This window comes from Celeribacter persicus, from assembly GCF_003050785.1.
GTDB classification, from domain to species: Bacteria; Pseudomonadota; Alphaproteobacteria; order Rhodobacterales; family Rhodobacteraceae; genus Celeribacter; species Celeribacter persicus.
On sequence record NZ_QAOH01000004.1, the window covers coordinates 165,065 to 183,586 of the forward strand.

Here is an 18,522-nt window from a genome sequence, read left to right on the forward strand (position 1 = left end):
TATCACACTCAGGGAGGAAAAAATGAAACCTTTTAAAATCATAACCTTGTGCGCCAGTCTTTTGGCCGCACCCGCGCTGGCGCAAGACGAGGGCGCTTTCGTGACCTTTCAGGTCCTGAAACCCGAAGTGGCCCAAAGAGCCGCCGTCGCCGCGATGGAAAGCTGTCGTGAGGCGGGCTATCAGGTCGGCGTCATGGTGGTCGATCGCTTCGGCCTGCCACAGGCTTTCATACGCGACCGCTATGCCGGGCTGCACGTCTTCGAAACCGCGCGGCGCAAGGCCTGGACCGCCGTTTCCTTCCGTACCGATACGCTGAGCCTCGGCGAATTGACCGCACCGGGCGAGATGATGGCGGGTATTCGCGAGCTTTCCGAGCCGCTTGCACTCGGCGGCGGTCTTGTGATTGAAGCCTCAGGGTCTATAGTGGCCGGCATCGGTGTCTCCGGCGCCCCAGGTCCCGACCTCGATGCGCAATGCGCTCAGGCCGGCATCGACGCCATCATGGACGACATCGCGTTTTAAAGGACCAAACAACTCTTCGAGGACACATGAGGTGGACAAAGTGAATTCGCCTTTGCCAGTCATCACGGAAAACATGTCCGACGAGGACATGGATGTGATGATGTCGAGCGCCTGCGACGCGTCGCAGCTTTTGAAAGCCCTGTCGCATGAGGGGCGCCTGATGATCCTGTGTCATCTGGTAACCGGCGAGAAATCCGTCACCGAACTCGAAGAGTTGCTCTCGGCACGACAGGCTGCGGTGAGCCAACAGCTCGCCCGGCTGCGTCTCGAAGGTCTGGTGACGCCGCGCCGCGAGGGTAAGGCGATCTACTATTCCCTGACGGACGACCGACCCAAACGCATTCTCGAAGTGATCTACGACATGTTCTGTTCGGTCGACGGCGGCCCCAGGAAAGACGTGCGCTGACGCGCAGAAGCGGGCGATCTTCGACACAACCGAACATATCGGGCATTACGACCGGGCATAGGGAGGAAACATGCTCGACATGGTGGAACCGGGGCTGCTTGCGGCCCTGATCGGTTTGTTCGGCGGCCTGATCCTTGGCCTTGCCGCCCGTCTCGGGCGGTTCTGCTCCATGGGTGCCATCGAGGATGCGCTTTATCAGGGGTCCGATCTGCGCGCGCGACAATGGGGCGTGGCTCTGGGCATGGCCCTTCTCGGCACTTTCACCCTCATCGGCCTCGGCCTGTTCGATCCCGCACAAACCCCTTATCTCGGCCTGAAATGGTATCCGCTCGCCTCCATCGGCGGCGGGGTCCTGTTCGGTTATGGCATGGCGCTGGCGGGCAATTGCGGCTTTGGCGCGCTGGCGCGTCTCGGCGGTGGCGATCTGCGCAATTTCGTCATCGTGCTGGTCATGGGGCTGACCACTTACGTAACATTGAACGGACCTCTGGCGCATCTGCGCGTGACGCTCTTCCCCCCCATGCCCGCAGAAGGTCCCCTGCCCGGCTTCGCGCATGGTCTCGGCCTTCCGATCGTGCCCACCGGGATCGTCGCCGGGATCGTCCTGCTTGCGTTCTCGCTTTCCTCGCGCGCGTTTCTCACCAAGCCGAAACTCATTCTCTGGGGGGTGGCCGTTGGGCTGGCCATCGTCTCGGGCTGGGCGGGCACGTCCTGGCTTTCCATCTCCACGTTCGAGGCCGAACCGATCTCCTCACACACATTCGCCGCACCGATCGGCGACACGCTGTTTTATCTGATGACCTCTTCGGCCTCCTCGCCCGGTTTCGGCGTCGGCTCGGTGATCGGCGTGCTTGCAGGGGCCGCCATCGGCTCGTTGATCAAGGGCCACTTCCGCTGGGAGGCCTGCGAAGACCCGCGCGAGTTGAAACGGCAGATTCTCGGCGCGGCCCTGATGGGCGTGGGGGCGGTGGTGGCCTTTGGCTGTACCGTCGGACAAGGGCTTTCGGCCTTCTCGCTTCTGGCCTATTCCGCCCCCGTGACCATCGCTTCCATCGTCGCAGGCGCCGCTTTGGGCCTGCGCCAGTTGATCTACGGGTTTTCCTTCGTGCGTTAAAACTCAACCGAGGATCAACACCTGAAGATCGGCGACATTCGTCCCCGTTGCACCGATCTGCAACAGATCATTTGCGGCCTTCAGCCCGTGATAGCTGTCGTTCCGGGCAAGCACATCCTCGGGGTCCTGTCCCGCCGCACGCATTCGCCCGAGCGTGCCGGGATCGACGATCCCGCCCGCCGCGTCCGTCGGCCCGTCGCGCCCGTCGGTGCCGCCCGAGAGGAACACGTAATCCGTGAGCCCCGCTTCATCAGCCAGAAGCGCCACCCGCAGCGCCAGTTCCTGATTGCGCCCGCCCAAACCGTCGCCCGTGAGCCGCACCGTGGTTTCTCCACCGAACAGGAACACCCCGCGCTCGCCGGAACCCTTGGCACAATCCACAATGATCTGTGCCGCTTGCGCGACATCACCCTCAAGTGGCATCGGGAAAACATGCACGCCATGCGTGGCCCCGCCCCCGGCTGCACGCGCCATCGCCGCGACCGATATTTTATTGGACCCGATCAGCGTCGAGACGCTGTCCGGCAAGGGGCCGAGATCGGGTTGCGGCAACGACAGATAAGCGGAAACCGACGGCGGCAGCCGGTCCCAAAGCCCGAGATCGCGCAACACCTGAGCCGCCTCTTCGCGCGTTCCGATGGGCGAAACCGTCGGCCCGGAAGCAATCGCCCGCAGATCGTCGGAGACCACATCGGACAGCAAAAGCGCCGTCACTTTCGCGGGGGCCGCCGCCCGGAGCAACCCACCGCCCTTGAGCCTTGAAAGCTGTTGGCGCACGAGGTTCATCGTCACGATATCGGCCCCGGAGGCCAGCAGCAGCCGGTTGACTTCCGCCTTGTCTTCGAGCGAAACCCCTGCCACCGGCGCGGGCAAAAGCGCGGAGCCACCACCAGAAATCAGCGCCAAAACATCGCCGGTTGCGTGCGACAACACCTCCTCGACACGGAGCGCGGCCTTCGCGCCCTCGGCATCGGGCACGGGATGACCTGCGGCAAGCACTTCGGCGCCTTTGAGCGGGCGGGCGTTTTCGTAATTGGTCACCACGATCACGGTCCGGGCCGCCACATGGCGCATCGCCGCCTCGGCCATGGTCCGCGCCGCCTTGCCCACCGCAATGATGATCGGGTCCCTAAACGACCGGCCCGCAAGCGCCGCCTCGACCGCATGACCGGGATCGGCGGCCGCCACGCCTTCGAGGAAAATCTCACGTGCTCGCGCACGCAGCTCTTTGATTTGAGAAGGATCATTCGTCATGGCCGGATGTTGGCATGTTGCCCAAGCGACGTCCAGCGCCCTTGCCAAGCCGCGCGCTTCGCGTCAGGTTTCACGTCAGGTTTGGTGGGGACAGGCGCGCCGTGAGACCCCGCCCGGAGATGGACCCCACAGGAGCCGACAGATGCATGAGTTTCCCCTCACCCGAGAGCTGGTCCTGATCGGTGGCGGACACAGCCATGCGCTGATCCTGAAGCGCTGGGGCATGAAACCGCTGCCCGGCGTGCGCGTGACGGTGATCAATCCGGGAGCGGTCGCGGCCTATTCCGGCATGTTGCCCGGTTTTGTGGCCGGGCATTACGAACGTGCGGAACTGGAGCTCGATCTGGTGCGGCTGGCCCGCTTTGCCGGTGCACGTGTGCTTTTGGGACGCGCGACTGGGATCGACCAGGACAACCGTCTGGTGCATATCGAAAACCACCCGCCGATCCGCTACGATACCGCCTCCATCGACATCGGCATCACCTCCGCCATGCCTGAACTCGACGGGTTTGCCGATCACGGCGTGGCAGCCAAGCCGCTCGAACGCTTTGCAACCCAATGGGACGCGTTTCAGACCGCCGCGCGCCGGGGCGAGGTTCCGCCGCAGATGGCGGTGATCGGCGGCGGCGTTGCAGGGGCGGAACTGGCCGCCGCCATGGCGTACCGGCTGGGCGATCTGCCGCAGATGGAGATCACCCTGATCGACCGGGGGGAGATTCTCTCCGAAATGCGCGCGCCGACCCGTCACCGCCTGCTCGAAACGCTCGCACGCCTGCGCGTCACACTGCGGCCACAGACGCAGGTCATCCGCGTCGAGGCTGATCGTGTCACCTTCAGCGACGGCAGCACACTCGGCAGTTGCTTCACCCTCGGGGCGGCAGGCGCGCGGCCTTATGGCTGGCTCGCGGACACGGGGCTTGATCTGCACGACGGCTTCGTCTCCGTCGGTCCGACGCTGCAATCCTCCGACCCGCGCATCTTTGCCGCAGGCGACTGCGCGCATCTCTCGCACGATCCACGCCCCAAGGCGGGGGTTTACGCGGTGCGCGAGGCCCCCGTGCTGTTCGACAACCTGCGGGCCTGCCTGAGCGATGGCACCAATGCGACATTGCGCAGCTATCTCCCGCAAAAGGACTATCTCAAGCTGATTTCTCTGGGCGGAAAATCCGCGCTGGCGGACAAGGCGGGTCTCGTGACTTCCGGTCCGCTGATGTGGCGTTGGAAGGATCGGATCGACCGCAAATTCATGCGCAAACTCAAGGATCTGCCCGCAATGACGCCTCCCGCCCTGCCCGCGCAGATGGCCGAAGGTCTGCGCGATGAGGCCCTCGGCAAGAAACCGATGTGCGGGGCCTGCGGCGCCAAAGTAGGCGGCGATATCCTGCACCGGGTTCTGAGCGAACAGCCGGGCGTGGAGCGGCGCGACGTGCTGCATCTGGCGGGCGATGACGCGGCGCTTCTGACCCATGGCGACACCTGGCAGGTGGCCTCCGTCGATCACCTGCGTGCCTTTGTCGAGGATCCTGTCCTGATGACGCGGATCACCGCCATCCATGCGCTCGGCGATGTCTGGGCCATGGGGGCCAGTCCACAGGCCGCTTTGATGACCGTCACCCTGCCGAAGATGAGCAGCGCGTTGCAGGAAGGCTGGCTGTCGGAGATCATGCAGGCCGCGCGCGACGTGTTCACCGCAGAAGGTGCGGAAATCATCGGCGGGCATACCGCGATGGGAACGGAATTCTCCGTGGGTTTCAGCGTCACCGGACTTCTGGACCAACCGATCACCTTGAAGGGCGCGCGTCCCGGCGATCAGATCGTCCTGACGAAACCTCTGGGCACCGGGGTGATGCTGGCCGCCGAAATGGAGATGAAGGCCAACGGGCGTGACATGGAAGCCGCCTATGCCTCGATGGTGAAAAGCTCCGGCGAGGCGGCACAGATTCTCGGCAATGCGCATGCAATGACCGATGTGACCGGTTTCGGACTGGCCGGACATCTTCTGGGCATCTGCCGCGCTTCCGAGGTTGGCGCCACGATCCGGCTGGACGATGTGCCCCTGCTGCCCGGCGCGTTGGATCAATCGGCGGCGGGGATGCGTTCGACGATCTACCCGGCAAACCGGGCCTATGCGGCAGAATATCAGGGACCGGAAGGCGCGCGTGCGGATCTCTTGTTCGATCCGCAGACGGCGGGCGGGCTTCTGGCCTGTCTGTCGTCGATACGAGCGGAGAAATGCCTCATCGCCCTACGCGCGGCGGGCTATGAGGCCGCACTCATCGGCGAGATCACCGAAGGGCCGGTGCGCCTGACCGTCGAGGCCTGATCAGAGCTCGGCCAGAAAACGCGCGATCCGGCCCGCCGCATCCTCGCGCGCACTTTCGCTCATGTCACAAAGATCGAACCGTTCCAGCACTTTGGGCGCATGGCGGGCACGGGATTTCTCGTAACGCGGATCGTAATGCAGCGCCATGAGCGCCCCCGCGAGATCGACGAAATCCCCCTTCGCCGCCATCTTCCGCCAGGCTTCGACACGCGCATGGCCTTGCAGCGGGATAAGTTGATCGAGGCGCGTTTCCATGAGAGACACATCTTCCACGAGATCGGCATAGGCCTCCGAGAGATAGCGTGCCCGGGCGCTCAATTGCGCGGTCACGTCGATGCGCGGCGCGGCGCACATGGCGGTCCAGAGCGAGGGCGGCACAGACAGATCGCCGATCCGTGAGCTTTCCGCCTCGACCAGCACGGGCGTCGCGGGATCGAGCTTGGCCAGCGCAGCGGCCAAACGGCTCTCGAACCCTTTCTGCGCCGGCTGTTCTCCCATCCCGCCAAAGATCGACCCGCGATGATTGGCCAGCCCTTCGAGATCGAGCACCTGCGCGCCGCGCGCCGCCACCCGGTGCAAAAGATCGGTCTTCGCCGTGCCCGTATTCCCGTCGATCAGCACGAACCGATGCGGCAGCGGTGCCTCATGCAACATGCCGATTACGGCTTTGCGCCAGTTCTTGTAGCCGCCCTCGACCACCTCGACCCGCCAGCCAATCTGGCGCAGGATGGTGGCAAAGGAATTCGAGCGCTGCCCGCCCCGCCAGCAATAGACCAGCGGTCGCCAGCCCCCCTCCTTCTCCGCCAATGGCCCCTCGATGTGATTGGCGGCATTACGCGCGACCAGAGCCGCACCGATCTTGCGCGCGAGAAAGGGCGATTGCTGTTTGTAGACCGTGCCGACCCGTGCCCGCTCGGCATCGGAAAGCACCGGCAGGTTGATCGCGCCCGGCACATGGTCCTCGACAAACTCGGATGGCGCACGCACGTCGATCACCGTGTCGAACGGCGCATCGAGAAAGGCTCGGACGGAAGAAAAAGCGATGCTCATAGGCCTTTGTAGCGCCCGTTTTATGAGGGGAACAGAGGGCTTTCGCATCGCCCAGAAAGATCCGATTGCAGACCGGGAGCTCCACCTCAACGAAGCCCGCAGAAAAATTACGATTGCGACCCTTGGTGCAACCTTTGTGATGCTGCGCGAAACTGCACGACCAATTCGAGTATTTTGGGAACTTTCAACTTGCAAATGGTGCGGGTGAAGGGACTCGAACCCCCACGCCAAAGGCGCCAGAACCTAAATCTGGTGCGTCTACCAATTCCGCCACACCCGCATTGTCGCAGCAGATAACAAAAGCGCAACACAAGGAAAAGAGCCAATCGCGTTCACAGGCGAGGCGGCAAAAAATCCTGTCCGTTAACACAAAATTAACCTATTCTCATGAGCATCTGAGGCAGAGACATCCAGAGGCCCTGACATGACCTATAAAGGCAGCGGGCACGATCATGAGCAGGGCGACGGGCGTGCTCCGTCGAAACGGCTCCACGTGCATGACATTTTCCCCAATTATGACAAGGGTTTGCCCCTTGGCACCGAGGTGATAACCGCCGATGGCATCCTGCCGGTCGAATATCTCGAACCGGGCGACCGGGTGGTCACGCGGTCGGGGATGCGTACACTTCTGGGCATCGACACACCCGCACCGAAACGGTTCAAACTGACCTTCGAGCGCGAAGAAATCATCTATGCCGACGGGCTGATGCTGATGAGCGAGACGGGATTGCCGTTCCCTGCCTGATTTTTGGGCGCATACCAAATGGAAAAGCCGCCCTTCCGGAGGCGGCTTTTGTTTTGGGTATTAGCCCTGCAATGAAGATCATGCCCCGAGCGCGCGGAAGACCTTCGGCAGTTCTTCGGGAAGATCCTCGGCGATCAGGCCGGGACCGAAACTGCGAGCCGCCTCCACATGGAGCCATGCGGCCGTCTCCGCTGCATGGTGGGGCGCAAAGCCGCGCGCCATAAGACCCGTGATCAGCCCCGCGAGGACATCGCCAGAACCGGCGGTCGCAAGCCATGGTGCAGCGCGCTCATAGACAGCGGCATTGATGGAACAGCGCCCGTTTGGCGAAGCGATGACCGTATCCGGACCTTTGAACAGCACCGTGCAGCCAGCGCGTTTGGCGGCCTCGCGCGTGGCGTCCACTTTACTATAGGCGGGGCCTTTGGTGGGCGGCTCGGCGAGTTTGGCGGCAATGTCGGGAAAGAGGCGTTTGAATTCGCCTGCATGGGGCGTGAGAACACAGTTCTCATGGAGATCGGCGAAACCCGTCTCACTTTCCGCAAGCGCCGCGAGCGCATCGGCGTCGAGCACGGTGGCGCGTTTCGCGGCAAGCACATGCGGCAGGAATTCCCCTGCCCGTTCGACCCCAAAGCCGGGGCCGATGCAGAGCGCGTTGAGACGTTTGTCAGAGAGCACACGGGTTAGAATTTCCGGCGCGTCGATCTCGGTCAACATGATGGCGGTGATCTGGGCGGAGACTTCGGTGACGGCCTCATGCGGCGTGCCGAGGGTGACGAGCCCCGCGCCGACACGCAGGGCCGCACGCGCCGCGAGACGGGCGGCACCGGTTTTGCCAGAGAGACCGGAGAGGATCAGGGCGTGGCCATGGGTGTATTTATGCCCCGTTCCCTTCGCGATACATCCTGAGAATGGCGCCTGAACGTCGAAAACGCATCCTTTCGGGAGGATCGTTACCACAGATGGCAACTTCGGGCCGGATGAAAGCCCGATATCCTTGGTCACGACCTTTCCGCACATGATCGGTCCCTGCGCCAGGACATGCCCTACCTTTCTGCAATGAAATGTCACTGTCAGCGTTGCGGCGAGCGCGGAAGGCGCCACACCTTTGGCCTCGCTTTGCACCGCAAACTTCTCCATCCCGAGAAGGCGTCCACTGTCGCCGCACAATCCCGAGGGAAGATCGACACTGACCAATCTGTGTATCGGCCCAGTGTCGAGATCAAACGCGTGCCACAATTCGTTATGAAGCGTGCCAAGGGGGCGGGTGAGCCCGGTGCCGAAAAGCGCATCCACAGTAATCGACGCGCCGAGCATGTGTAATCGCAATGCCTGCTCAGCCTTGTAAATCGTCTCCCAGTCTCGGTGAACATGGCCGCCCCCCGCCCCCCACCGCTCATAATTCACCTTTGCATCCGGCGGGAGCTTTGCGGGATCACCATAGAGAAACACCTCCACCGCCCAGCCGCGTTGCCTCAGGAGGCGGGCAATGACGAAGCCGTCGCCGCCGTTATTGCCGGGACCGCAGAGCACGACGGCTTTGTGGGACGACTGTGCAAGCTCCGGCCATTCTTCGAAAACCGCCTCGACAACGCCCTGCCCCGCCCGTTCCATCAGTTCGAGCCCGGTGACCTTGCCGCTGGCAATCGCCGCCTGTTCAATGGTGCGCATTTGTGCGGATGTAAGGAGTTCGGTCATCGCTTTGACCTCCGTTCAACTGTTGCGACCGCGTCTGAAGACGCTGGATGAATGGCGCGCATTTGTGCACTGGTCAGTAATTCTGCCATGTTTTGCCTCAAAAGTTTACAAAATGCCCTTTTTAAGGTCGCATAGCTCAAATACTGTGCATGCATATGCGAATCCTGTGGGCGTTTTACGCCCCCTCAGGTTAGTCGATTGTGACCGCATAAGAGAAATGGTCTGACAGTCAGCGAACGAAGTTTAGGGAGTCGAAGATCCATGAAAAAGATCGAAGCTGTGATCAAGCCCTTCAAGCTCGACGAAGTGAAAGAGGCGCTGCAAGAGATCGGCGTTCAGGGTCTCTCCGTGGTCGAGGTCAAAGGGTTCGGACGCCAGAAAGGCCATACGGAGCTGTACCGCGGCGCGGAATATGTGGTGGACTTCCTGCCGAAAGTGAAAATCGAGGTCGTCCTCTCCGACGATCAGGTCGACGGCGCCATTGAGGCGATCGTGACCGCTGCCAAGACCGACAAGATCGGCGACGGCAAGATTTTCGTCTCGCCTGTCGAACAGGCAATCCGCATCCGCACTGGCGAGTCTGGCGAAGACGCGCTGTAAGGGAGGGCGCCGGGCGCGTCGCAGGGGGACCCGGGCGTGCGCCTTTCGCCACAAACGCAATAACTCAACCAAAGGGATAAGGTCGAATTATGAGCATCCAAGACGTTCTCAAGACCATGAAAGACGAAGACGTCCAGTACGTCGACGTCCGTTTTACCGACCCGCGCGGTAAGCTGCAGCACGTGACGCTGCGCCACACCGAAGTGGACGAAGACTTCTTCGAGGAAGGCTTCATGTTCGATGGCTCTTCCATCGCTGGCTGGAAGTCCATCGACCAGTCCGACATGAAACTGATCCCCGATCCGGCAAGCGCCTACATCGACCCGTTCTACGCCGAGAAAACACTCTGTGTGCACTGCACCGTGGTCGAGCCGGACACTGGCGAATCCTACGACCGCGATCCGCGCGGCTGTGCGCAACGCGCCGAAGCCTACCTGAAATCCTCCGGCATCGGCGACACATTCTACTGCGGTCCGGAAGCTGAATTCTTCCTGTTCGACGATGTGCGCTACTCCGTCGCCCCGAACAAAGTGGGTTACGAGATCGACGCCGATGGCGCCGCCTGGAACACCGACGCGGAATTCGAAATGGGCAACCTCGGTCACCGTCCGGGCTACAAGGGCGGTTACTTCCCGGTGAACCCCTCCGACGACGGTCAGGACATCCGCGGCGAGATGCTCACCACCATGGCCAACATGGGCATGAAGGTCGACAAGCACCACCACGAGGTGGCGACGTCGCAGCACGAGCTTGGCATGATCTTCAGCACGCTCACCGAACAAGCCGATAACCTGCAAAAATACAAATACGTGATCCACAACGTGGCTCTGGCCTATGGCCGCTCCGCCACCTTCATGCCGAAGCCGATCAAAGGCGACAACGGCTCGGGCATGCACGTGAACATGTCGATCTGGAAAGACGGCAAGCCGCTGTTCGCCGGCGACAAATACGCCGACCTCTCCGACGAAGCCCTGTGGTTCATCGGCGGCATCCTGAAGCACGCGAAAGCGCTCAACGCCTTCACCAACCCGTCCACCAACTCCTACAAACGCCTGATCCCGGGCTTTGAGGCTCCGGTGCTGCGCGCCTACTCCGCTCGCAACCGCTCTGGCTGCGTACGTATTCCGTGGGCGGAATCCCCGAAAGCGAAACGTGTGGAAGCCCGCTTCCCCGACCCGTCTTCGAACCCGTACCTGTGCTTCGCGGCCCTGCTGATGGCTGGCCTCGACGGCATCAAGAACAAGATCGACCCGGGCCCCTCGTCCGACAAGGACCTCTACGATCTGCCGCCGGAAGAACTGGCCGAAATCCCGACCGTCTGCGGCTCGCTGCGTGAGGCGCTCGAAGAGCTGGAAAAAGACATGGACTTCCTGCTCGCTGGCGACGTGTTCACCAAGAGCCAGATCGAGGGTTACATCGACCTCAAATGGGAAGAGGTTTACGCCTTCGAACACACCCCGCACCCGGTCGAGTACGAAATGTACTACTCCTGCTAAGCGGGACATCGGTTTTCAGACCAAGAAAGGGCTCCCTCTCGGGGGCCCTTTTCTTTTGGGCGGTGTTCAGGTTATCCCGTCTACATGATCCACCTCCGCCCCCATCATCTCCTTTGTCTGCTCACCTATGTCGGCAAAGGCTACTCCCCTACTTTCGTCGAAAATTACGACCGGATCGTCGCGCGTCTCAACGACGGGGAGGAGATTGAAATCACGGACGGGCCGGACGATATTTGCGCACCGATTGCCTGTGACATGAGCGAACATTGCCACGGTGCCTCCGTGATCTCGCGCGATGCTTTAGCGGCGCGGGATGTGGGGCGTATTTTGGCGATGGAGATCGCCCCCGGCACACGGACCCAACTCTCTCCCGAGACAATCACCCGGCTCAGAGCGGCCTTTACCAGCAATGAAATCCGCGACGCCTGCACCGGCTGTGACTGGGAGGCGCTATGTACGCAGATTGCGGCAAAGGGCTATGTCGCAACCCGGGTTTTCCCGTCCGTTGGGTGAATCCTTTACCTTTTGTTAACCTTTGTTAGAATGGGTCATTCATTTCGACCGGACTCATTCTCATGAAACACGTTCTTCTGGCCCTGAGCCTCATTACCCCTTGGTCTGCCTTTGCGGACGGCCCTGCACGAACGCCCCCGCCCATCGACCTGTGGCAAAGCCTGCTGACGAGTCAGCGGCAAACCGCGCCACAAATTTATGAGGCCGCCTGCTGCAAAGTCTGTCGCAAAGGATATGCCTGCGGCAATAGCTGCATCAGCCGGGACAAGGCCTGTCACCAACCTCCGGGCTGTGCCTGTAACGGTTGAGGGACACAACACCCGACAGTCGTCATCCGGGCAAACGAATGGCGCCGCCGTTTACCCCCTCCGATAGATCGACTTCGACAGGTAATCCTTGCGCGGCCCCCTGACCCGCCAGACGGCGGACCAGAGCGGCCAATTGGAAAAATCGTAACGCACAGCATAGGCATCCGGGGCGCAGTCGTGGTCCGCCCGGGGAGCGGGATCGTTCGGGTCGAACCGATGGAAAAACTGCCCGTCGTCAAAAAACACGGCAATCCCTATCGGATCGGTCTGCCAGAGATAACGCCGCTCCGCCGTGAAACCCGTCTCCCGCCCCGGCAGGCTCAGTGTGCCGCCTTCGGTACAAAGTAGCCCGCCCTCCTGTGGCTCGAACCGGCAGAAGCCTTCGAGCCGCGCCGTGCCCTTTGCCAAGGCATCCTCGATATGTCGGGACAGACACCACTCCCCCGCGAAATCGTCCAGTATGATCATGCCGCCTTATAACCCGCCGTGCCGCTCGATGGCGAGGCGTTCGAGCGCACGGGCACTGTCGCGTACGGCCTGCACCTCCTCATGGGACCAGGAACGTCGATGCGTTGCAACCGCGGATATGCCACCGAAGGGGCGGCCACGAAACCGGCAGGGCACCCCAACATAGGCCATGATTCCCATGACGGTGACCGCCCCCGTATCTTTGACCAGCGGATGCACGAGCGTATCGTCGATGACAAGTTCACGATCGAGATCGACCACCAGATGACCGATGGTGTTTTCTGGCGGCAAAACCCGATCGAGTTGCAGCCCCACCGGATGATCGGTGTTGCTGAGCACCTCAAGCTGCGTGCCCACCTCTGACGGCAAAGCACGGTAGATCAGCACACCGGAAGGCGCGATTTGTGAGTGGAGATCGAATGCGATCTCCCTCACTTGAGGATCATCTTCAACAAACACAGACTATCTGGCCTCATCCCTAAAGCCGAGAAAGCACTTCGCAACGCACTTGTGGCACAAGACTGTTACAGGAGGCTCTCATAGAACAGCAGTCTAACACGCGTGGACCGGGTCCTGAAAGTGTTTTGCGCGGCTCGGCGGCTTGCGTGCAAGCCCCCTTCGCCGTATGAGACCCGCGACGCGTTTGCAATCGAAAGGCCTGCCGATGATCCCCCGTTATGCCCGCAAAGAGATGGTCGACATCTGGGAACCCGCCACCAAGTTCAAAATCTGGTACGAGATCGAGGCTCATGCCTGCGACGCACAGGCGAAACTCGGCGTGATCCCGCAGGAAAACGCGGATGCGGTGTGGAAGGCCAAGGATGTCGAGTTCGACGTGGATCGCATCGACGAAATCGAGGCCGTGACCAAACATGACGTCATCGCTTTTCTCACCCACCTCGCCGAACATGTCGGTTCTGAAGAGGCGCGGTTTGTCCACCAAGGCATGACCTCCTCGGACGTTCTCGACACCTGCCTCAACGTCCAACTCATGCGCGCCGCCGACATCCTTCTGACCGATCTCGACAAGGTGCTCGCCGCGCTCAAAACCCGCGCGATGGAGCACAAATATACCGTCCGCGTCGGTCGGTCCCATGGCATTCATGCCGAACCGACCACCATGGGCCTGACCTTCGCACGGTTCTACGCCGAAATGGACCGCAACAAGGCCCGGCTTCAGGCCGCGAAAGAAGAGATCTCCACCGGCGCAATCTCCGGTGCGGTCGGTACCTTCGCCAATATCGACCCGGCCGTTGAGGAACATGTCTGCGAGAAAATGGGCCTCAAGCCCGAGCCGATCTCCACGCAGGTCATTCCGCGCGACCGTCACGCCATGTTCTTCGCGACCCTCGGCGTCATCGCTTCCTCGATCGAGAACGTCGCCATTGAGATTCGCCACATGCAGCGCACCGAAGTGCTTGAGGGTGCGGAATTCTTCTCCATGGGGCAGAAAGGCTCCTCGGCCATGCCGCACAAGAAGAACCCGGTCCTGACCGAAAACCTCACCGGTCTCGCACGCCTTGTCCGCATGACCGTGGTGCCCGCAATGGAAAACGTGGCGCTCTGGCACGAGCGTGATATTTCGCACTCTTCCGTCGAACGCGGCATCGGGCCTGATGCGACGATCACCCTCGATTTCGCGCTCAACCGTCTCGCAGGCGTGGTCGAGAAAATGCTGATTTTCCCGGAGAACATGCTCGCCAACATGAACAAGTTCCCAGGGCTCGTAATGTCCCAGCGCGTTCTTCTGGCGCTCACCCAGGCCGGTGTATCGCGCGAGGACGCCTATACGATGGTGCAGCGCAACGCCTTGAAAGTCTGGGAAGATCGCGTCGATTTCCGCGAACAGCTTGTGGCCGACAAGGACGTGGTCGCGGCCCTTGGCGTCGACGGGATCAACGAGAAATTCGACATGGATTATCACACCAAACACGTCGACACGATCTTCAGGCGGGTTTTTGGCGAATAACCCCGCCACAGCTCCAAGCGCAAAACCCTGAGAAAATCACCGATTCTGTGATACGATCTCCCGAAAGCACTTCGTTTTCGGGAGATTTTCATGTTGAAACGCACGCTTCTCGCCCTCGCCCTGCTCGCCCCTCTCTCCGCTCCGCTTGCGGCGCAGGATTTCACTTGCCCCCATGAACAAAAACTCGCCTCCTGCGCGGAAGGCTACACATGGGACAAGGAATCCGGCACCTGCGTCGAACAGATCGTCGGATAAGGAACAATTCTCGGCAAATTTTTGTCCGCCAGTCACCTCTCGTTAAGCCTCGTCGTGGATGTTGGGATAACGACGAGTGAATCGCGAGTGGAGCGCCTGTGGACGGATTGCCGCAAATGAACGACATGGGGAGCCTGCCCGATCTCGGTAATATCGGAGGAATGCCCGATTTCGACATACCTTCGCCAGTGTCACGTATGCCCGCGCACCTGCCGAAAAGAGCGAAAGCGGCGATCATCGTCAAATTGCTCGCGGGCCAGGAGGTCAGGCTGCCGCTGGTGAATTTCCCGGAGGAGATGCAAGTCGAGTTGGCGCATCAGCTCACCGAACTGCGCTATATCGACAAGCACACGCTGACCTCCGTGGTCGAGGAATTCCTCGAAGAGATTGAGGCCATCGGTCTCTCCTTTCCTGGCGGGCTGGAGGGCGCTTTGAAGGTGCTCGACGGCACGATCTCTCCCACCACTGCCTCGAAACTGCGTTCGAACGCCGGGTTCTCGTTCACCGGCGACCCGTGGCAGCGCATCTCGGACGTGGACATCTCCCGCCTGCTGCCGATCCTACAGGAGGAAAGCGTCGAAGTGGGGGCGGTGCTCCTCTCGAAACTCAAGGTTTCGAAAGCCGCCCAACTCATGTCCATGCTGCCCGGAGAGCGCGCCCGGCGTGTCGCCTATGCCATCTCGCTCACCTCCGGCGTTTCTCCCGAGGTGGTGCAGCGGATCGGCATTTCGCTGGCTGCCCAGCTCGATGCCCAGCCTTCTGCCGCCTTCGAGGAAGAGCCGCCGGAACGGGTCGGTGCCATCCTCAACTTCTCCTCCTCCACGACCCGCGACGGCGTGCTCGAAGGGCTCGATGAGACCGACAGGGATTTCGCCGCGCAGGTGCGCAAGAACATCTTCACCTATGCCAACATCGCCACCCGGATCGACCCGCGCGATGTCGCCAAAGTGGTTCGTACCGTCGAACAGGATGTGTTGATCAAGGCGCTTGCAGGCGCTGCGGGCGAGGCCGCCACCTCCACCGAATTCATCCTCTCCAACATGTCGAAACGCATGGCCGAAAGCCTGCGCGAAGAAATGGCCACCCTCGGCAAGGTGAAAGAGAGCGATGCCGAAGAGGCGATGAACGCCGTGGTCGCAGGCATCCGCGACCTCGAAGCCACGGGCGAGATTTTCCTTTTGACCGGGGATGATTGATCGACCGGAGATGACAGGGCGCGGGCCCTGTCACGCTTCATCTGCGTGCTTGCACGTCCGATATTCCCCTTCGAGAATGGACATGATCACATCGTCCTGCCAGACGCCGTCCATCAGAACCGTTTCGCGTTCGACACCCTCACGCCGGAACCCTGCCGCCTCATAACAGCGGATCGCGCGCGCGTTAAAGGCCAGTACCCGAAGATCGACGCGATGAAGCCCCATCTCCCCGAATGCCTGCTCAAGCGCCAGCGCGATCGCGGCCCGTCCGATCCCGCGCCCGAGAAACGCCTCCGCCACCAGCCCGATCGCCAGCCGCGCACGCCTGTCCTCCCGGTTGAGGTCATGCAACCGCACCTGCCCGGCCAGCCTGCCATCCACCTCGATCACCTGTCCCCAATCCGACTCACGGATTTGCTGCAACCACTGTTCCGCCGCCCGACGCGAGGTCGCCCCGGCAAACTTGCCGGTATAACCGTACATCCGCAGGATTTCCGGCGAAGGCGGATGGATCATGCGCGCCTCCACATCGGTATCGCAAGGCGCACGCAAGCGCACGGTCGGAATGGGCATCGGAAAACCTTTGAACAAATCAGTCCGGCAGAGTTTACGTCTCAACGGTTGCGAAGCAACACCGACCTTCGTCAGCATCGCACAACCGGCTTGCCCCGGCCATATGGACAAATCCGCCGCCCGCCCCTAGCGTCCGCGGATGATCTGGTTTTCCCGCCTGCCCGCGCAATCGCGCGGCATCCTCTACATGTTGATCTCCGTCACCGTGTTTTCCTCGATGGACATGACCGCCAAGCTTCTGGGCCAGCGGGTCGATCTCTCGCAGGTGCTCTGGGCCCGTTACGGCGGCCAGCTCTTGGTCCTCGTGCTGATCTTCGCCCCACGCCTTACACGCGCCCTGCGGACCGAACACCCCTGGCTGCAACTGGCGCGCGGGTTGATGCAACTCGCGGCCGCCGCCTGTTTCTTCAATGCCATCCGCACGCTGGGTTTGGCGGAGGCGACCGCCGTCGCCGATCTCGCCCCGGTGCTGATCACACTGGGCGCGGCGCTCCTTCTGGGCGAAAAGGTTGGCGCGCGCCGCATGGCCGGGATCGGCGCGGCACTGATCGGCGCACTGATCGTCATCCGTCCGGGTGCTGCGGTGTTCTCCCCCGCTTCGCTCTGGCCTCTGGGCTCGGCAACCTGTCTCGCGGGCTATGCTCTGGCGACGCGCTACATCGGCCTCAAGGAAAGTCCGCTCACCGGGTTGTTGTATTCCGGGCTGATCTGCACCGGGGTGATGAGCCTTATCGTGCCCTTTCGCTGGGTTGCTCCGGACGGGCCAGCAATCGCGCTCATGGTGCTGATCGGCTGTCTCGGCACCGTCGGTCAGTTGATGATGATCCGCGCCTATGCGGTCGCTGAAGCCTCTGCGATTGCGCCTTTCACCTATGTAGGGCTTCTGGCGGCTTCCGGTTGGGGGCTGTTAATCTTCGGCACGGTGCCAGACCGCTGGACCGTTTTGGGCGCCCTTGTGATCGTGGGCGCCGGGCTCTATGTCTGGCATCGGGAACGCAAGAGCGGCACGGCGGAACCCGTGCCCGAGGAGATGGGGCAGCCATGAAGATCAGGCGCGGAGAGATCGAGGGCACATTGGGCCAGTACCTTGGCAACCTCGCCACGCGCGGCCTGTTGTCTCTGGCCCTCGCTCTACCCTATCGCATGCGCGTGCGCACCATGGGCTGGTTCATGGCGCATGTGTTTGCACCGCTGGCGGGCTATACCAAACGGGTGCGCGCAAACCTGCACCATGTGATGCCGGATATGCCGGAGGCCGAGATCAGGAGGCTGATGCGCGCGGTGCCGGACAACGCCGGGCGCACCCTGATCGAGATTTATTCCGGCCCCGAGTTCATCGCCAGGATGAAGGACATCCGGTTCGAGGGGCCGGGCGCAGAGATCCTGCGCGAGGCGCGTGACAATCGCCGTCCCGTGATCCTGCACACCGGGCATTTCGGCAATTACGACGTGCCACGCGCCGCCCTCATTGCCCATGGCTACGATGTCGGCTCGCTCTACAATCCGATGAAGAACAAGTTCTTCAACGAACATTATGTGAAGGCGATCGGCACCATCGGCCAGCCGTTGTTTCCGCGCGGACGTCGGGGCTATGCCCAGCTTTTGAAACATCTGAAATCCGGCGGCATGATCGGGTTCCTGTCGGATGTTTACGTCAATGAGGGCGCAATGCTGACATTCTTCGGCCAACCCGCCCCGACGGCGCTTTCGGCGGCCGAACTGGCGCTGAAATACGACGCGCTTCTGGTGCCGATCTACGGCGTTCGACTTGAGGATGGGCTACATTTCCGGGTGCAGGTCGAAGCCCCCGTGCCACACACCACGGCCGAGGAGATGGCGCAGGCGCTCAACGACAGTCTCGAAGCAATCACCCGTCAGCATATGGAACAATGGTTCTGGATTCACCGCCGTTGGAAACCCGAACGTCAGGCGCGTCGGCGGGCGAAACTTGAAGAAGCGGCGCGTCATAGCGTGGCTGAGGGCAAGTCGGACAGGAAATAGGCGGCGCGTTCGGTGCCGGGCGCCGGGCCG

Annotated in this window: 19 protein-coding genes and 1 tRNA gene; 13 read left to right on the plus strand and 7 right to left on the minus strand. The window is 61.8% G+C overall.

Annotated features, from left to right (window positions below; all coding sequences use genetic code 11):
* Window positions 1-22 precede the first annotated feature (22 nt).
* The 3 genes from C8N42_RS07130 to C8N42_RS07140 all read left to right on the plus strand — a co-directional run bounded on the left by C8N42_RS07130 (window position 23) and on the right by C8N42_RS07140 (window position 2,043).
* Complete coding sequence (locus C8N42_RS07130; RefSeq protein WP_107815854.1) at window positions 23-523, plus strand: GlcG/HbpS family heme-binding protein; 501 nt, start codon at window positions 23-25, stop codon at window positions 521-523.
* Between the two features lie 73 nt (window positions 524-596).
* On the plus strand, window positions 597-929 hold the full coding sequence (locus C8N42_RS07135; RefSeq protein ID WP_107816016.1) for an ArsR/SmtB family transcription factor: 333 nt from the start codon (window positions 597-599) through the stop codon (window positions 927-929).
* Between the two features lie 70 nt (window positions 930-999).
* The gene (locus C8N42_RS07140; protein WP_107815855.1) at window positions 1,000-2,043 is read left to right on the plus strand and encodes a YeeE/YedE family protein; all 1,044 of its coding nucleotides are present in this window, start codon (window positions 1,000-1,002) and stop codon (window positions 2,041-2,043) included.
* A gap of 3 nt (window positions 2,044-2,046) precedes the next feature.
* Here the strand turns inward: C8N42_RS07140 and C8N42_RS07145 are convergent, their stop codons facing one another.
* Window positions 2,047-3,297 carry a glycerate kinase type-2 family protein gene (locus C8N42_RS07145; RefSeq protein ID WP_107815856.1) on the minus strand — a complete coding sequence of 417 codons (1,251 nt, stop codon included), beginning with the start codon at window positions 3,295-3,297 and terminating at the stop codon, window positions 2,047-2,049.
* A gap of 142 nt (window positions 3,298-3,439) precedes the next feature.
* Here C8N42_RS07145 and selD point away from each other — a divergent pair, with 142 nt between their 5' ends.
* Complete coding sequence (gene selD, locus C8N42_RS07150) at window positions 3,440-5,620, plus strand: selenide, water dikinase SelD (RefSeq protein ID WP_107815857.1); 2,181 nt, start codon at window positions 3,440-3,442, stop codon at window positions 5,618-5,620.
* Here selD and mnmH read toward each other — a convergent pair whose 3' ends face one another.
* Both mnmH and C8N42_RS07160 read right to left on the minus strand, forming a co-directional pair.
* Entirely contained in the window at window positions 5,621-6,670 is a 1,050-nt protein-coding gene (gene mnmH, locus C8N42_RS07155) for a tRNA 2-selenouridine(34) synthase MnmH (RefSeq protein ID WP_107815858.1), read from the minus strand.
* Between the two features lie 196 nt (window positions 6,671-6,866).
* Window positions 6,867-6,950, minus strand: a tRNA-Leu gene (locus C8N42_RS07160).
* 144 nt (window positions 6,951-7,094) lie between these two features.
* Between C8N42_RS07160 and C8N42_RS07165 the strand changes: the two genes are divergently transcribed.
* On the plus strand, window positions 7,095-7,415 hold the full coding sequence (locus C8N42_RS07165; protein WP_107815859.1) for a Hint domain-containing protein: 321 nt from the start codon (window positions 7,095-7,097) through the stop codon (window positions 7,413-7,415).
* 78 nt (window positions 7,416-7,493) lie between these two features.
* Here the strand turns inward: C8N42_RS07165 and C8N42_RS07170 are convergent, their stop codons facing one another.
* A complete protein-coding gene (locus C8N42_RS07170) occupies window positions 7,494-9,113 on the minus strand; it encodes an NAD(P)H-hydrate dehydratase (RefSeq protein WP_107815860.1) in 1,620 nt (539 codons plus the stop codon).
* A gap of 261 nt (window positions 9,114-9,374) precedes the next feature.
* Between C8N42_RS07170 and C8N42_RS07175 the strand changes: the two genes are divergently transcribed.
* From C8N42_RS07175 to C8N42_RS07185, 3 genes are all read left to right on the plus strand, one after another.
* Window positions 9,375-9,713, plus strand: coding sequence for a P-II family nitrogen regulator (locus C8N42_RS07175; RefSeq protein ID WP_066708988.1), 339 nt, complete (start codon window positions 9,375-9,377; stop codon window positions 9,711-9,713).
* 89 nt (window positions 9,714-9,802) lie between these two features.
* Window positions 9,803-11,209: a type I glutamate--ammonia ligase gene (gene glnA, locus C8N42_RS07180; protein ID WP_107815861.1), complete on the plus strand. Its 1,407-nt coding sequence runs from the start codon at window positions 9,803-9,805 to the stop codon at window positions 11,207-11,209.
* 84 nt (window positions 11,210-11,293) lie between these two features.
* Window positions 11,294-11,722, plus strand: coding sequence for a DUF1284 domain-containing protein (locus tag C8N42_RS07185; RefSeq protein WP_107815862.1), 429 nt, complete (start codon window positions 11,294-11,296; stop codon window positions 11,720-11,722).
* A 359-nt stretch (window positions 11,723-12,081) separates the two neighbouring features.
* Here the strand turns inward: C8N42_RS07185 and C8N42_RS07190 are convergent, their stop codons facing one another.
* Together C8N42_RS07190 and C8N42_RS07195 are read right to left on the minus strand one after the other, a co-directional pair.
* Entirely contained in the window at window positions 12,082-12,498 is a 417-nt protein-coding gene (locus C8N42_RS07190; protein WP_107815863.1) for a DUF6314 family protein, read from the minus strand.
* A gap of 6 nt (window positions 12,499-12,504) precedes the next feature.
* Window positions 12,505-12,933, minus strand: coding sequence for a GAF domain-containing protein (locus C8N42_RS07195; RefSeq protein WP_170109238.1), 429 nt, complete (start codon window positions 12,931-12,933; stop codon window positions 12,505-12,507).
* Between the two features lie 229 nt (window positions 12,934-13,162).
* Here C8N42_RS07195 and purB point away from each other — a divergent pair, with 229 nt between their 5' ends.
* The 3 genes from purB (at window position 13,163) to C8N42_RS07205 (ending at window position 15,918) form a co-directional block, all read left to right on the plus strand.
* A complete protein-coding gene (gene purB / locus C8N42_RS07200; protein ID WP_107815865.1) occupies window positions 13,163-14,467 on the plus strand; it encodes an adenylosuccinate lyase in 1,305 nt (434 codons plus the stop codon).
* A gap of 90 nt (window positions 14,468-14,557) precedes the next feature.
* Window positions 14,558-14,722 carry a hypothetical protein gene (locus C8N42_RS21580; protein WP_170109239.1) on the plus strand — a complete coding sequence of 55 codons (165 nt, stop codon included), beginning with the start codon at window positions 14,558-14,560 and terminating at the stop codon, window positions 14,720-14,722.
* Between the two features lie 116 nt (window positions 14,723-14,838).
* A complete protein-coding gene (locus C8N42_RS07205) occupies window positions 14,839-15,918 on the plus strand; it encodes a flagellar motor switch protein FliG (RefSeq protein WP_342747966.1) in 1,080 nt (359 codons plus the stop codon).
* Between the two features lie 30 nt (window positions 15,919-15,948).
* Here C8N42_RS07205 and C8N42_RS07210 read toward each other — a convergent pair whose 3' ends face one another.
* Entirely contained in the window at window positions 15,949-16,491 is a 543-nt protein-coding gene (locus C8N42_RS07210; RefSeq protein ID WP_107815866.1) for a GNAT family N-acetyltransferase, read from the minus strand.
* A gap of 139 nt (window positions 16,492-16,630) precedes the next feature.
* Between C8N42_RS07210 and C8N42_RS07215 the strand changes: the two genes are divergently transcribed.
* Entirely contained in the window at window positions 16,631-17,536 is a 906-nt protein-coding gene (locus C8N42_RS07215; protein ID WP_107815867.1) for a DMT family transporter, read from the plus strand.
* Window positions 17,533-18,492, plus strand: coding sequence for a lysophospholipid acyltransferase family protein (locus C8N42_RS07220; protein WP_107815869.1), 960 nt, complete (start codon window positions 17,533-17,535; stop codon window positions 18,490-18,492). The genes C8N42_RS07215 and C8N42_RS07220 overlap by 4 nt, the downstream gene beginning before the upstream one ends.
* Window positions 18,493-18,522: the final 30 nt, after the last annotated feature.

Bases quoted from the DNA above. Each gene is read 5' to 3' on its own strand.
- C8N42_RS07205 (WP_342747966.1), top strand. From the start codon at position 14,839: ATGAACGACATGGGGAGCCTGCCCGATCTCGGTAATATCGGAGGAATG.
- C8N42_RS07215 (WP_107815867.1), top strand. From the start codon at position 16,631: ATGATCTGGTTTTCCCGCCTGCCCGCGCAATCGCGCGGCATCCTCTAC.
- C8N42_RS07170 (WP_107815860.1), bottom strand. From the start codon at position 9,113: ATGACCGAACTCCTTACATCCGCACAAATGCGCACCATTGAACAGGCG.
- selD (WP_107815857.1), top strand. From the start codon at position 3,440: ATGCATGAGTTTCCCCTCACCCGAGAGCTGGTCCTGATCGGTGGCGGA.
- C8N42_RS07220 (WP_107815869.1), top strand. From the start codon at position 17,533: ATGAAGATCAGGCGCGGAGAGATCGAGGGCACATTGGGCCAGTACCTT.
- glnA (WP_107815861.1), top strand. From the start codon at position 9,803: ATGAGCATCCAAGACGTTCTCAAGACCATGAAAGACGAAGACGTCCAG.
- purB (WP_107815865.1), top strand. From the start codon at position 13,163: ATGATCCCCCGTTATGCCCGCAAAGAGATGGTCGACATCTGGGAACCC.
- C8N42_RS07140 (WP_107815855.1), top strand. From the start codon at position 1,000: ATGCTCGACATGGTGGAACCGGGGCTGCTTGCGGCCCTGATCGGTTTG.
- C8N42_RS07130 (WP_107815854.1), top strand. From the start codon at position 23: ATGAAACCTTTTAAAATCATAACCTTGTGCGCCAGTCTTTTGGCCGCA.
- mnmH (WP_107815858.1), bottom strand. From the start codon at position 6,670: ATGAGCATCGCTTTTTCTTCCGTCCGAGCCTTTCTCGATGCGCCGTTC.
- C8N42_RS07175 (WP_066708988.1), top strand. From the start codon at position 9,375: ATGAAAAAGATCGAAGCTGTGATCAAGCCCTTCAAGCTCGACGAAGTG.
- C8N42_RS21580 (WP_170109239.1), top strand. From the start codon at position 14,558: ATGTTGAAACGCACGCTTCTCGCCCTCGCCCTGCTCGCCCCTCTCTCC.
- C8N42_RS07185 (WP_107815862.1), top strand. From the start codon at position 11,294: ATGATCCACCTCCGCCCCCATCATCTCCTTTGTCTGCTCACCTATGTC.
- C8N42_RS07190 (WP_107815863.1), bottom strand. From the start codon at position 12,498: ATGATCATACTGGACGATTTCGCGGGGGAGTGGTGTCTGTCCCGACAT.
- C8N42_RS07165 (WP_107815859.1), top strand. From the start codon at position 7,095: ATGACCTATAAAGGCAGCGGGCACGATCATGAGCAGGGCGACGGGCGT.
- C8N42_RS07210 (WP_107815866.1), bottom strand. From the start codon at position 16,491: ATGCCCATTCCGACCGTGCGCTTGCGTGCGCCTTGCGATACCGATGTG.
- C8N42_RS07135 (WP_107816016.1), top strand. From the start codon at position 597: ATGTCCGACGAGGACATGGATGTGATGATGTCGAGCGCCTGCGACGCG.
- C8N42_RS07145 (WP_107815856.1), bottom strand. From the start codon at position 3,297: ATGACGAATGATCCTTCTCAAATCAAAGAGCTGCGTGCGCGAGCACGT.